Annotated in this window: 11 protein-coding genes and 1 tRNA gene; 5 read left to right on the top strand and 7 right to left on the bottom strand. The window is 41.3% G+C overall.

Annotated elements, in window-relative coordinates:
- Nucleotides 1-194: 194 nt before the first annotated feature.
- Nucleotides 195-266: transfer RNA gene (locus RMY63_RS17375), tRNA-Gln, on the top strand.
- Nucleotides 267-355: 89 nt separating this feature from the next.
- Here the strand turns inward: RMY63_RS17375 and RMY63_RS17370 are convergent.
- On the bottom strand, nt 356-835 hold the full coding sequence (locus RMY63_RS17370; protein ID WP_322729890.1) for a hypothetical protein: 480 nt from the start codon (nt 833-835) through the stop codon (nt 356-358).
- A 163-nt stretch (nt 836-998) separates the two neighbouring features.
- Nucleotides 999-2,039, bottom strand: coding sequence for a histone deacetylase family protein (locus RMY63_RS17365; protein WP_322729889.1), 1,041 nt, complete (start codon nt 2,037-2,039; stop codon nt 999-1,001).
- 126 nt (nt 2,040-2,165) lie between these two features.
- On the opposite strand from RMY63_RS17365, the gene RMY63_RS17360 reads away from it, so the two are divergent.
- The gene (locus RMY63_RS17360) at nt 2,166-3,431 is read left to right on the top strand and encodes a hypothetical protein (protein WP_322729888.1); all 1,266 of its coding nucleotides are present in this window, start codon (nt 2,166-2,168) and stop codon (nt 3,429-3,431) included.
- A 132-nt stretch (nt 3,432-3,563) separates the two neighbouring features.
- On the opposite strand, the gene RMY63_RS17355 is transcribed toward RMY63_RS17360, so the two are convergent.
- The 5 genes from RMY63_RS17355 to RMY63_RS17335 all read right to left on the bottom strand — a co-directional run bounded on the left by RMY63_RS17355 (nt 3,564) and on the right by RMY63_RS17335 (nt 9,487).
- Nucleotides 3,564-4,709: a SpoIID/LytB domain-containing protein gene (locus RMY63_RS17355; RefSeq protein ID WP_322729887.1), complete on the bottom strand. Its 1,146-nt coding sequence runs from the start codon at nt 4,707-4,709 to the stop codon at nt 3,564-3,566.
- A gap of 317 nt (nt 4,710-5,026) precedes the next feature.
- Nucleotides 5,027-5,464, bottom strand: a complete 438-nt coding sequence (locus RMY63_RS17350) for a hypothetical protein (RefSeq protein ID WP_322729886.1) — start codon at nt 5,462-5,464, stop codon at nt 5,027-5,029.
- 318 nt (nt 5,465-5,782) lie between these two features.
- Nucleotides 5,783-7,954, bottom strand: coding sequence for a polysaccharide biosynthesis tyrosine autokinase (locus RMY63_RS17345; protein ID WP_322729885.1), 2,172 nt, complete (start codon nt 7,952-7,954; stop codon nt 5,783-5,785).
- Between the two features lie 32 nt (nt 7,955-7,986).
- Entirely contained in the window at nt 7,987-8,115 is a 129-nt protein-coding gene (locus tag RMY63_RS17340; protein ID WP_322729884.1) for a hypothetical protein, read from the bottom strand.
- Nucleotides 8,116-8,527: 412 nt separating this feature from the next.
- Nucleotides 8,528-9,487, bottom strand: a complete 960-nt coding sequence (locus RMY63_RS17335) for a ribonuclease Z (protein WP_322729883.1) — start codon at nt 9,485-9,487, stop codon at nt 8,528-8,530.
- A 480-nt stretch (nt 9,488-9,967) separates the two neighbouring features.
- Here RMY63_RS17335 and RMY63_RS17330 point away from each other — a divergent pair, with 480 nt between their 5' ends.
- The 3 genes from RMY63_RS17330 (at nt 9,968) to RMY63_RS17320 (ending at nt 13,076) form a co-directional block, all read left to right on the top strand.
- Nucleotides 9,968-10,243, top strand: a complete 276-nt coding sequence (locus RMY63_RS17330; protein ID WP_322729882.1) for a hypothetical protein — start codon at nt 9,968-9,970, stop codon at nt 10,241-10,243.
- Nucleotides 10,244-10,366: 123 nt separating this feature from the next.
- Nucleotides 10,367-12,721, top strand: coding sequence for a filamentous hemagglutinin N-terminal domain-containing protein (locus RMY63_RS17325; protein ID WP_322729881.1), 2,355 nt, complete (start codon nt 10,367-10,369; stop codon nt 12,719-12,721).
- A 124-nt stretch (nt 12,722-12,845) separates the two neighbouring features.
- Nucleotides 12,846-13,076, top strand: coding sequence for a hypothetical protein (locus RMY63_RS17320; RefSeq protein ID WP_322729880.1), 231 nt, complete (start codon nt 12,846-12,848; stop codon nt 13,074-13,076).
- The last annotated feature ends 212 nt before the right edge of the window (nt 13,077-13,288 follow it).

Genomic DNA, 13,288 nt, shown 5'->3' with positions numbered 1-13,288 from the left:
TTAGATGCTAAGAAAAGAATTTTATGCCTGAAGCACGAAGATTCAAAGGTTCACCTCAAAGTGATGAAAGAATCAAAGTGCAAGAATTCCAAGCAATCAATGTCCTGCTGTAAAAACCCATTATCTGAAATCAACTATTAAAGTAGTTGACATTAACCAAGGATTAAGTGTTATACTAACCGTAGTGAAATTATTGGGGCGTCGCCAAGTGGTAAGGCAGCGGGTTTTGGTCTCGCCATCCCTGGGTTCGAATCCTAGCGCCCCAGTTAATCTAAAGACAAGCTATCATGCCTGTCTTTTAAAGTATTTAATTGCATTTTTAAGATGTGTCTCAATGCATCTAATCTTGTAGATGTTACTTGTCAGGCGATTTGAGAGCTTGATCTAGAGTCTGTCGAGCTAATTCTGCTTTAGCTCGCGCTTCTTGGTAGCGCACATTAGCTTGGGCAAAATTTTTGAGAACTTTAAAACCTTCCTTGAGTCGAGTAATTTCCTCTTCTGTCACCGACTCATCAGTGAACAGAATATCAACAGCTTTGCGAATTTCCAACGCTTCAGCTCGTGACTCCTGAACTTTCAGCTTGAGCGTGGCCAAGTTACTCAGAACCTGAACAGCTTGTGTAATGGTATCCTCACCACTAGCAGTATCAATAGTTGACTCTTTTACCTCAATTAATTGTTGAGGGCCAAATCCTTCTTCCAGTTCCGTGGGTAGCTTACCTGCATCCATCAGTTCCATTAGCTGATCCATTGCTTTATCACGGGCTTTGGCTGAATCTTTTCCAGAAACAGTAAGGATAATTTCTGGGCTTTGAGCGAGAGTGTATTGAACCATATTTGAGCAGAAAGTTTGCTGGTTAACCAAGCTGAGGAAAACAATCATAACACGTTGTGTGTCAGGTCATTTGTCAGTTTATCGACTTTAGTGTTGGTTTACCAAATTCATCTAAAGATTTCGTTAATGAACAGCAACTACCTACAGCAGCATTAGCTACTATTCAAACGTTTTCAAAACCTTTAACGAGTTGCCGAGCATTTTCCCGTAAGGCTTCAACGAAATATCCACCCTCTTGCACAAATAGTGTCGGTAGATTCAGAGAGCGAATCATTCTACCGATTTTATAGTAAGAATTAGACTCCAGCGCAAAGCAACCCAGGGGATCAGATTTAAAGGTATCGAAACCTGTCGCCACTACCAAAGCTTCAGCCTTGAACGATAATACCCTGCTGACAGATTTTTCTAGAGCTTTTAGATAAAAAGCCTCATTGCTTCCTTTTGGCAGTGGAATGTTCAAGTTATATCCTTCGCCATCGCCTGAGCCACATTCGTTTTCAAAGCCACTATAGAAGGGATAAAAATCTCTCGAATCGCCATGAATCGAGATTGTTAAAATATCGCCACGCTGATAAAAAATCTGCTGCGTACCGTTACCGTGATGCATATCAATATCAATAATTGCCACTCGGTCAAATTGCTTGCGAAGCTCAACAGCAGCAATGGCACTGTTATTCAAGAAACACATGCCCATTGCCATATCGCGGCAAGCATGATGTCCACTTGGTCTACACAAAGCATAAACAACCAGTTCCCCAGCTTTGATCCGAGATGTCGCTACAATCACCGCAGATACACTACCTAGTGAGTTTTCCCATGTGAATTCCCCGATTGGTGCTGCACAATCAGCAATGTACCATCCTGCTAAAGCAACAGGGTTTTCGTTGAAGTTGACCATATAGCGGTTTGGAGAAATATTGGGAAATATTTCAGTGCTAGCATTCTGAATTTGTGACCAATGCGACCAAGCAACCTTGAGATAGTCAATATATTTAGTGTCGTGTACTGCAAGGATTGATTCGCGAAGGATTAAGATGCAAAGTTCTGGCGGCGGTGCAAATTCTATTTCGCATCCTGCCTCCAACAACCCCAAAAAAATTTGCCGACCCCTTAGCGCTACATCCGGGTGTTCAACGAAGCGTCCTCTTTGAAGAAATTGCGAAGGGCCTTGAGCTTCAAAGTATGGACTGACAATGGCTTTCATATAGATGAAATAGTAAGAATTTCTATTTTTAATGATTTCATGCTTTATTCCTACCCCTGCTAAGTCGCTCAAAATAAAACTTTATACTTAAGAAAAGGGAATAATTTTCAATAGGAGAGGAGAGCAATGGCTCCCAGTCCCACCATCATGCAAGCTGTGGAACAACTGGGCTACCGTGTCACCGTTGGTGATGTGGCAACTCAGGCAGGATTAAACGTCGCTGAAGCTAATCAAAGCTTGTTAGCCCTAGCATCTGATGCTGGCGGACATTTACAGGTAGCGGATTCAGGTGATATAGTTTTCCTTTTTCCACAAAACTTTCGAGCAATTTTGCGTAATAAATACTTTCGGCTACGATTGCAAGAATGGTGGAAAAAGGTCTGGAGTGTTCTATTTTACCTGATTCGCATTTCTTTTGGAATTTTCTTAACTGTTTCCATCGCTCTGATAACTATTACCATCTTTATTATCATTACTGCTGCTAATTCAGATCGTGACGGCGACAATCGGGGCAGTAATTACGGCGGTGGGGGGTTCTTCTATTTTCCAAATTTATTTTGGTATCTTAGCCCAAATTATGACACCCACTACCAAGAACGACGACGTGAAAGGCAAGTAGAAAGCAATCTGAATTTCTTTGAAGCTGTTTTTTCGTTTTTGTTTGGCGATGGTAATCCAAACGCCAACTTGGAAGAACGTCGCTGGCAAGAAATTGCTACGGTGATTCGGAGTAACCGTGGTGCAGTGGTAGCAGAACAAATTGCCCCATATTTGGATGACATTGGCCAGGGATACACAAGAGAGTACGAAGATTATATGTTGCCCGTTCTAACGCGGTTTAATGGGCAACCGGGGGTAAGCCCAGAAGGGCAAATAGTTTATTACTTTCCAGAGTTGCAGGTGAGTGCAGTTAAAAAGCGCCGTCATGCAATATCAGATCATTTAGAGGAATTTCCTTGGCGTTTTAGCGCTGCAAGTTCCGGGCAAATTATGCTGAGTGCTGGATTGGGTATACTAAATTTTGTTGGTGCTTTAATACTGGGAAGTTTGTTGAGAGATGGCACTGTTGCCATCCAGTTAGGTGGACTTGTAGCTTTTGTACAAGGAATTTATTGGCTGCTATTGGCTTACGGAGCAGGTTTTTTAGGCATACCGTTATTACGTTATTTCTGGATTCAGTGGCGTAATCGTAAGATAAACGATCGCAACCGCGATCGCCTTTCCAGAGCAAGGCTATTAGTAAGTCCTGATGCACTTTTGCAACAAAAAATCAACTATGCCCAACAATTTGCCACAGAAAAAGTCATTGGCAACGAAGATTTAGTGTATTCTAGCGAAACTGACTTACTCGACCAAGAAGTTGAACGTTCTGCAAAAATTGACGCTGAATAGCAACGGCGCTTAGAACGTGGGAGTGGGGAATAGGGAGCAGAGGGGCAGGGGGAGCAGGGGGAGCAGGGGGAGCAGAGAGGAAAGTCTTTCTTCCTCATCCCCACTCCCCCATGCCCAATGCCCAATCCCCAATTACTTCGCCTGAATTGGTGTTAGAGCTACACCTTGATAATAATGTCCCAAAATTTGCAGATGGTTCACTCCTTGCCGAGCCAGATTGTACGCCCCCCACTGACTCATGCCTAAAGCATGACCGTAGCCAAGCCCTTGCAGTACAAAACTACCATCGGCCCCCTTTGTGACGCTAAATTTAGTACTTTTTAACTTGAGGGCTGTTCGCACTTTCTCACCTTCTAGCACCTTCGTGCCTTTGTTACCGACAATTTTTAAAACTTTAACACTACGAAAAGGTGAGTATGTCTCTGGAATCATCGCCGTCACACTGCCTACCTCAGGAAATTTAGCGCTAATTTCACTGGGCGAGAAGGTTTTCACCCAATTACACTCGCGGACATTTTGATCATAGTCTTGAACAGCACGCAGGTAAGGAAGGGTATTTCCCCAAACATCTTCCACGTTTTCGGTGTGTCCCCCAGAACAAGCGTGGAAGACTGAGAGAATAATCCGGTTTTTGTAAGTTAGTACCTGCCCTAGAGTAGAATCCACTGCGGTGTAAGTAGCAGGAGATTCACTGATGACACCTTTGTAAATTTGCCAGCGATCGGGGGTATTGCCTAAATCGTAAACGGGATTATTTCGTTGTTTTTCCCGTTCGTAGAGGGCATAAGTGCGGGCTGCGATCGCTTGGGCTTTTAAAGCTTCTTGGGGCCAGCTAGCATCCATTTCGCCACCAAGAACGCTGTAGAGATATTCTTGGTCATCAACCCAGTTTACAGCAGTTAAGCCTTTTTCTGTGGGGACAACCAGAGTTCTGCCTCGATACCAGCGATCGCCAATATAAACAAATCCTTTACCAGTTGGCTCAATCCAAAATAAACCAGACTGCCACTTATCTAAAGCAACTCCACCAGGAACGGCTTGAGCATAATATGCACTCATTGCTGGTAACTGTCCAAGAGTCCGGCCAGTACTATCCTTAACGATCCCAGTGGTGGAACTACCCACTTTTACCTGATTAACGCCCCTCTCAATTGCCACGCGTAAAATTACAGACGCTTGGGCTGGGACAACCAAAGCAATCCACAAAAAGATACTTACCCACCAATAGCGTATTTTAATCTGAGAAAATAAAGAGCCTAAGTAAAGTTGGAATTTCATGCTGATCATCTAATCACACTAGTATCTAATTGACGCTCTGGATTATCGCGTCTACTACTTTAAGATGAGACAGTTCTCCAACGCAGGAGGTTGCCACCTCCTACTAATTATGCATTTTGCTTTAAATATAAGGTAGAAATCAGGTGAAGAAACAGGAGGCAGGGGAAGAATTCCTCTTTTGTGCCTGTTTCCAATACCCAATGCCGCTAGTTATTGCTCTTGTTAGGCATTGCATTAACACCTGCTAAGTTACTTGAGTAGAAGCAGATAAATATACAGTAAAAAGTTCTCATAATTGAGATTAAATGTAAGATAAGTTACCTGATCATCTTCTTAGCTACTTCGTTTAAACCGCCTTCTCTAACACAGGTTGCGCCGAGATTTTCTGTGTAAGCAGCATAGTCTTTGTAATGTTGTTTCTTAATTAAGATGACGTTATTATCGCTCCATTTACCTTTAATTTGGCTGATCTTAAATGTTTTAGGATTAAGAAAATGGTTCAGGTTGCCGCTTAATTTTCCCCACCAGTAAGAGGCCCCAACCATTCGCGTATCAGTAAACTTAACATCAGACATTTTAACGACTGAATTAGTTTTAGTGTTGAAAGAACATGCAGTATTAGTCTTGTTATCTAGTGCGACGATCAAATTGTTATTGCTCTCGAAGAATGACAAGTCGTCATTTGTGCTGCTAGCTACAGCAGTTAGGGGCAATAAAAGTACCAAAATATTAAAAGTTACAAATAGTTTTTTCACTAGCTTTGTTTTAATGTGTTAAACAGTTTACTATCTCAGTTGACCATAACACATCAGTATATTTATTTACTTGCTATCCAGTATAGTAGCCTGAATATTGCTAACTGCCAGTCAGGCAAGCTCCGACTGACCTCGTTATCTTAATATGTAATGCAGATGCAATCACTTAGCGATGGCGCAAGCACCCACCGAAAGCGATCGCATTGCTCAAATATATTCCGATTCGGTTGAGAATACAGTCAAAATATGTTGCAGTAATTAGGGAAAGTGAATCGTCTAAATCTGACTGCTGTGGAAGAGAAACTTTTATTCTTCGATTTACGATGCCAATACCTTTTGAGAATTGCTCGCTTCATTAGCGATAATTCCAATTAAATTCAACTTACTCAAAATTTCTATTGCTTGAGTCAGTTCAGTTCGAGTCACTTTCCCCATGCGCTCTACCATTACAATACCACTGCAAAAGGATGCTACAATCCTGGCATCAACTGTGCCTAAAATAGATGGAGCATCTATTAGTACTAGGTCATAACTTTGCTCAAAGACCTCTATTAGTTCTTTCATCCGTTGAGAACTGAGCAACTTCACTGTGTCTTCTGGTTCTGGCCCAGCAGTCAAAATATCAATGTAGGGGTGAATCGGCTGGATGTAATCTTGAAAATGAGTAGTTGTCTCATCAACTAATAACAGAGATAGCCCCCAATCATTGGATAGTTCCAGAATTTTGTGCAGGCTAGGATTATGTAGGTTAGCATCAATTACTAATACCCGTCGATGCATCCGGGTAGCACTAGCTACAAGACCTAATACTAAGGTTGTCTTCCCTTCCCCTGGTAGTGCTGAAGTAAACATCAGCGACTTGAACACTAAAGGATATTTTAATATTTGAATATTTTGGTAGATCATGTCCAAAGTTTCATGGACGGGCAATTTATTACTGGCTTCTATTACAGAAAAATTTGAGTTTCCTCGGCCATTCCAAGGCAGGCCAAGCCGCCGTTTTTTGATACCACTTGATGGTAATTTTGGTACCGATCCCAGTACACGTAGGTTTGTCAGTTTCTTTAAATCTCCGGCACAATAAATAGCGTCATTAAACTTTTCCAAAATTAGGGCTACTAAGATACCTAAAATCGGCCCAATTACCGCTCCTCCAAGCAAGAGTAATAATCTATTGTTACCCATATAAGTACCGAGAGAAGGTTCTGCCAAAACTTGCCAGTTATATCCTTCCTGAGCAATTTTTAGTCCCAATGACTGTTGTGCCTGGAGTAGTTGTTCAAGGTTTTTGCGACTAGTTTCTACCTTTGGCAGTAGACGATTATACTCTGCTATTAAACTTGGGTATTTATTTAACTCAGAGTGTAGTTGCCGTTCTGACTCGATGAGATTCTTTTCATTGGCAGTTAGTCCTAAAACACTTGTCTGTACTAAAACAAACTCATCTACAAGCGTTGGATCAACCCCTAGCATTTGTCCTTTGAATAAAGGCTTTTCCTTACTAGTATTAGTAATAGTTTTTACCTCTTCTCGTAAGAGGTAAAGTTGACTTTGGCGTTGCTGCTTTAGTTTTTGTACCGATGGGTAATCATCTGTATAGCGGAGCCGCTCCTTAGCCAACGCTAGTTCAGTCTTTTGAATTTCACTTAATAATGCTTGATAGCGGCTTGACTGATTTAAACGAGAAGAAATCAGTGTATTCTGCTGGGACGAAGACGCTATTAGTTGCTCTAGATTATCGTAGCGAGCGTTTACATCTTGAAGGTTGGCACGAGTGGTTTGTAGCTGTTGTTGAATATCGGCTAGAGATTCTAGCAGAATTTTACTTTGGACTTCGGGATCGAGTAATTTATGTTTTTTGCGAAACTGCTCTAAGTTTTTCTCAGCTTTACTCACCTCTTTTTTTACCTCAGGTAGGCGAGTGTTTACAAAAGCTAATCCCTGATTCAGACGTTCTTTTTGCTGCTGTTTGTTGTAGTTTTGATAGACTTTCTGTAGAGCTTGAAGTACTCTTTGTGCTTTTACGGGATCTTGGTCATTAAAAGAAACTTTAAATGCTTGATTAAAAACTTTATTTGCCCCTATGCCTCCCGCTTCTGGAGTTACTTCTAAAGGTGCTTTTTTGTTAGGTTCTTTTTGACCATTGATGTCTTGTAAGGTAATATCAGGATAATCAGAATGGAGTAAATCTACAGCTTTCTGAAGCAACTTAGAACTCAGCATGAGTTTCATCTGAGTAGTGGAATCAACAACTTGAGTATTTGACTGTGCCCTTTCAGATAAATTGGAATTCACTAATATCTGCATATTGCTCTGGTAAGTAGGTTTGGCAATGACAGCCAAGAGGCTAGCAGCTGACATAACTACACAGGAAACCCCAAAGATCAGAAAGCGTCGGCGAAGCAAAATAGTAGATAGTTGTCTGATGTCAGCTGCCCCTTGTGCTGAAGTAGTAACCTGTTGCTCTTGATTCAGACTAGTCTTAGCCACTATTAAACTCCTCTAATATCAAAACACTATATTTATTTGGAAGATTTATGAGAAATATGAAATGATTTTTTTACACCTAATAGCCGCGATCGCATACTTAATTCTTCTTCCAACAATGACAAGCTAATTTGGCACAATATTATGCCAACTGGCGCTTTCATGTTCATCAATTCATGCATATAAATTCTTAATCAGTATTGGGAGGATAAATTTTTAATAAATATTTTATTTAAATCAGAAAAATCTTGACGAAAAATTAATTATTTTTCCTAAGTATTTGAGTATAAAATTATCTGATTCACAACATTAATCTATATTAAAGTTATTTTGATAACTTGTAATATAAAAAACCACACTGAGAAAAATATTTAAACCATACTATTTGTATATTCTTGATACATCTAGTTAACCGTAAATTGTTGGTTAAATAGTTGACTTACTCGGAAAACTAAACTGCTGTTTATTTGCTTGATATTCTGATTGAGACTATTAAAATCTAAGATAGAGCCTGGTTAATTTTAGATTTTAGATTAGAAACGTTCAATAGGAAATCTAAAATCTAAAATTCAAAATTTAAACACCTACCTTGGTTAATTCTACTTCCCGCCGTCTGGGTACTTCATGAATCATAAAATCGTAAGCGATATCAGTACGGGGAAAAATAGCACGAGCTTCTTTGAGGAGATCCTTCAACTCCAAAGTATTTCCGGGAGCATAGCGGGGACTGAAATGACTCATAATCAGTCGATGCGCCCCAGCACCTAAAGCTGTTTGCGCTGCCATTGTGGTTGTGGAATGCAATCGCTGGAAAGCCATATCTGCATCTTGATGGGCAAAGGTTGCTTCGTGAATTAATACATCGACATCATCAGCTAATTCCACTGCACCATCACAATAAATTGTGTCTGTACAATAGGCAATCTTTCGACCAATTTCTGTAGGGCCGCACAATTGAGTGCCATCAATCACCCGTCCATCAGCAAGGGTAACTGTTTCACCACGCTTGAGTTGACCGTAAACTCGACCAGGAGGAATTTGCAACGCCTTGGCTTTTTCCACATCAAAGCGTCCGGCTCGGTCTTTTTCGGCTACGCGGTAGCCGAAAGCTGTAATCCGATGATGCAAATTACCGCAGCTAACGGTGAAGTCATCGTCTTCATAAATTATCCCTGGACGGATGGCGTGAACTTTGATCGGGTAAGAAAAGTGCGTGTAGGAATAACGTGAGGCGGATTGAATGTAATCATTTAATCCAGGTGGGCCATAGATATCAATTCGTTCCACATTACCAGCCAAGCCGCAAGTAGCAAGAAGTCCCATCAAGCCAAAGATGTGGTCGCCGTGCATGTGGGTGATAAAAATTCGGGAGAGTTGACTGATTTTCAGTTCACTCCGCATAATTTGATGCTGAGTACCTTCGCCACAGTCGAATAACCACAGTTCTGCCCTTTGGGGTAATCTCAGAGCGACACTGGAAACATTGCGCGATCGCGTGGGTACACCGGAACTCGTCCCTAAGAATGTTATCTGCACAGTGTTCTTTAGTCTTCCTATTGCTCAATTTGCAGCTCTATTTTCTATAGTGGCACGGTTAATGAGTAAAAGATTTAGGATTTTGGGGATTGGGTATGGGGCATTGGGCATAGTTAGCGATCGCCTTAATAAAGCTTCTAGGTTTATCCAAACCGTAAGCAGAGTGTGAGACATGAGGAGGTATCAATTACTCAATTCTCTTGAGCGATCAATAGTCAGTAGCCAGATTCATCAATCCTTTAAAGAAATCCAGCATAAATATATGAAGTTTTGTTACACAATACGTAATTATTACTAGCCAAGCTGAAGTCATAATTATCGGAGTTCGCAAGAGCTTTAGAAACCTAATGCTTTCGTGCCACTCTAGACTCTGTATCGTTGATTCCTTCGTTGCCAAACTGTACTAATCGAAGTCAGGTTAAATTAGTACATCACAAAATAAGTTTACACATTTACCACTCTGCAAGGAGAGCAAAAGTCATGAATTCTCAAAACACACAACAGCTAACAGACGATATTCAAAAGGAAACTAGTCAGAGCTTGAATAACTCTAAATTTAGTAGTGTAAGCGAAAATGATGGTATATCGGGAGATAATTATCATGACTTGCAGAGCAATATAGACCTTAATAAAACTGAATTGAATGATGCTAATGGAGAGAAGGATGTTCAGGATTTGTCCGAAGGAATTCCACCTAGAAAGAAGGAGCTAAAGAGTTGTGGTTGGTACAATGGTAAATATGTTTGTATACCATAGGTATTAGGAAAAGGTTCGACTTACATTTTTATCGTTTCACCTTATTGAGAGTAAAGGTAATAGCGTCGTTTTTAATTGTGTGGAACACAACATTCTTGTGAACCTACCATATATTATTTACAAATGTGCAACTTTCTGAATTTAGGTAAACGGCAAAACAGAGATTACTGTTTTCGCTGGTTTAAAAGTCTAGGATTTGCAGTATGTGGTGCAATAGCTTTCTGCGGAAACTCTGTTATTGCTCAACAAATTACCCCGGATGGTACTCTAACTACTAATTCTCAGGTTAAAATGCAGGGTAATATCACAATTATTGAAGGTGGAACCAGAGCAGGAAACAATCTGTTCCACAGTTTTGAGCAATTTTCTATACCTACAGGGATTACGGCTGACTTTCAAAATCCTACGGATATTCAAAACATTATTAGCCGGGTAACAGGTAAGTCTATTTCTAATATTGATGGCATCCTGAAAACAAACGGCGCAGCTAACCTATTTCTAATTAATCCCAATGGGATTATTTTTGGTTCCAATGCTTCTTTAAACATCGGCGGTTCATTTGTGGCGAGTACTGCAAGTAGTTTGAACTTTGCCGATGGTACAAAGTTTAGTGCCACAGATCCCCGAACCACACCTCTGTTAACAGTAAGTGTACCCATTGGTTTACAATTTGGAGCAACTGCGGCTTTCATTCGTAATCAATCTCAAGCAAAAAGTTCAGAGAGTACAATTACTAATATCCTCAATCAACCCGTTGGTCTACAAGTCAAGTTAGGCAAAACCTTGGCACTTGTAGGCGGTGATATAACGCTGGAGGGCGGAAATTTAACAGCAACATCGGGACAAATTGAGTTAGGAAGTGTAGCTCCTAGTAGTCTGGTCAATCTGAACCAAACAAACCAAGGCTGGTCATTAGGATATGAAGACGTCCAGAATTTCCAAAACATTCGATTAATCCAGCGAACTGTTGACGGTTCGGAAATTCCATCTACTGTAGATGCCAGTGGCAAGGGTAGTGGCGGGAATATCCAGTTACAGAGTAGGACAGTAGAACTAACTGGCCATCTTGTGGTTTTGACAACTCAGACTACGGGTACAGAAAAAGGTGGAGACTTAACGATTAATACTAGGAAATTAGTTGTTCGGGATGGCGCACAAGTATTCACTAGTACTACAGGCGAGGGTAATGGAGGAAATTTGACCGTGAACGCCTATGAGTCGGTAGAGGTGATTGGTAGCGGTTCTTATCCAAATACTGATTTGGCTCAACCTAGTCTATTATCTACTTCAACTGGTACAGATGGAAAGGCAGGTGACATGACGATCAACACCCAGAGGTTGCGTATTCAAGATGGTGCAAAAGTAACAACAGAATCAAATGGTATATTACAGCTAGGACAGGAGGGCTTTCAATTAGTACCAGCTAAAGGAAATGGCGGAAATTTGACTGTGAATGCCTCCGACTCCATAGAACTAATTGGAGCCTCGGAATCTGGTAGTCCCAGTAGCTTGATTGCTTTGACTAACGGTTCCGGAGATGCCGGGAAAGTGAGAATCACCACAGGAAAATTGATAGTCCAGAACCAGGCTACAATAGCTGTGAACAGTGAATTTTCCACATTTACCTACTTAGGAGCTTTACCCAATTTAGGTCAAGCAGGCGATCTAAATGTAACTGCTCGCTCTATACTTTTAGACACCAAAGGAGAACTCACATCTAATAGTAAGTCAGGTAAAGGCGGGGATATTACACTACAAGTGCAAGACATATTACTGATGCGTCGCAATAGTCAAATATCCACTAACGCAGAGGCTAAGGGAGATGGCGGTAATATCTTCGTCAATGTACCTAATGGCTTCATCATCGCTGTCCCCAGTGAAAATAGCGACATCAGTGCTAATGCTGTCGGTGGCAATGGTGGTAATGTCAAAATCAAGGCTTTTGGTGTCATAGGCACGCAATATAGAGAAAAACCAACTAATTATAGTGATATTACTGCTAGTTCCGAGTTTGGATTAAACGGTACAGTCCAAATCAACTCACCAGATGCTGACCCCAGTAAAGGATTAGTGGAATTGCCCGTAAATCTGGTTGATGCTTCGCGGCAAATTGTTGCTAGTTGTAGTACTGGTGGAAAAATAGCACGAAATTCATTTATTACCACTGGACGTGGAGGACTAGTAGCCGATCCCACCCAGCCATTGATAGCTGATGATGCGGTGCTGGCAGATTGGATCGCGCTCCCTCCAGAGAGTCAGAATCGTGCTGGCGGTATTCAGAAAAGAGCTGTTGTTCAGGCGCAGCGAAACACAGAAGAAAAATTACAGAAAGTTAATTCTGTCAATGAACCTGCTCAAATTGTAGAAGCCCAAGGGTGGATAATGGATGCCAATGGGAACGTAGTTCTGGTTGCTCAAGTACCTACTGAATCGCCCCATAACTCCTCGCTTTCCGCTACATCTTGCGCTGCTCATTAAAATTTGAGATATGGCGATATTTCGTAACTTTGTTATGCACAATGCCTACGGCGGGCTACGCCTACGCAATTGCTGCTCTTGTTGCGATCGCTGTGCTTTCCACAAATCATGATGCAATGAGATTATGAAGAATTCACAGGCTTCTGAATTCTGCAACAACGCAGATGATGACTTGCTTCCAGAGTACAACTTTGACTATCACAAAGCCTTGCCCAACCGTTTTGCTAGTCAGCAAGAAAAAGCTCCTTTGACAGTTACTCTTGATGCTGATGTCGCTGAGATATTCAAAACATCAGAAGCTGTTAACAACGCTCTCCGTGCCTTACTCTCAGCAATTCCAAAGATTGAAAGATAAACTGCGATCGCCGAAATAACAAATGAGGTCGCCGAAATAACAAATGCGTAGGCGTAGCCAGCCGTAGGCATCGCCGATATAGCAAATGTGTAGACGTAGCCAGCCGTAGGCATCGCCTGTTATTGGTCTGTTTTACACCAAAGATAAACTGCGATCGCTATTAGACCCGTCCTAAAACTTGCAAGCAAGTATATATAAGGCTTTGAGACCGC

Source organism: Nostoc sp. ChiQUE01b (assembly GCF_034531255.1).
GTDB lineage: Bacteria > Cyanobacteriota > Cyanobacteriia > Cyanobacteriales > Nostocaceae > Nostoc.
This window is presented reverse-complemented; position numbering and strand designations above follow the sequence as displayed.

Coding starts and splice junctions, on each gene's coding strand:
- RMY63_RS17370 (WP_322729890.1), bottom strand. CDS start 835: ATGGTTCAATACACTCTCGCTCAAAGCCCAGAAATTATCCTTACTGTT.
- RMY63_RS17365 (WP_322729889.1), bottom strand. CDS start 2,039: ATGAAAGCCATTGTCAGTCCATACTTTGAAGCTCAAGGCCCTTCGCAA.
- RMY63_RS17360 (WP_322729888.1), top strand. CDS start 2,166: ATGGCTCCCAGTCCCACCATCATGCAAGCTGTGGAACAACTGGGCTAC.
- RMY63_RS17355 (WP_322729887.1), bottom strand. CDS start 4,709: ATGAAATTCCAACTTTACTTAGGCTCTTTATTTTCTCAGATTAAAATA.
- RMY63_RS17340 (WP_322729884.1), bottom strand. CDS start 8,115: ATGAAAGCGCCAGTTGGCATAATATTGTGCCAAATTAGCTTGTCATTG.
- RMY63_RS17330 (WP_322729882.1), top strand. CDS start 9,968: ATGAATTCTCAAAACACACAACAGCTAACAGACGATATTCAAAAGGAA.
- RMY63_RS17325 (WP_322729881.1), top strand. CDS start 10,367: ATGTGCAACTTTCTGAATTTAGGTAAACGGCAAAACAGAGATTACTGT.
- RMY63_RS17320 (WP_322729880.1), top strand. CDS start 12,846: ATGAAGAATTCACAGGCTTCTGAATTCTGCAACAACGCAGATGATGAC.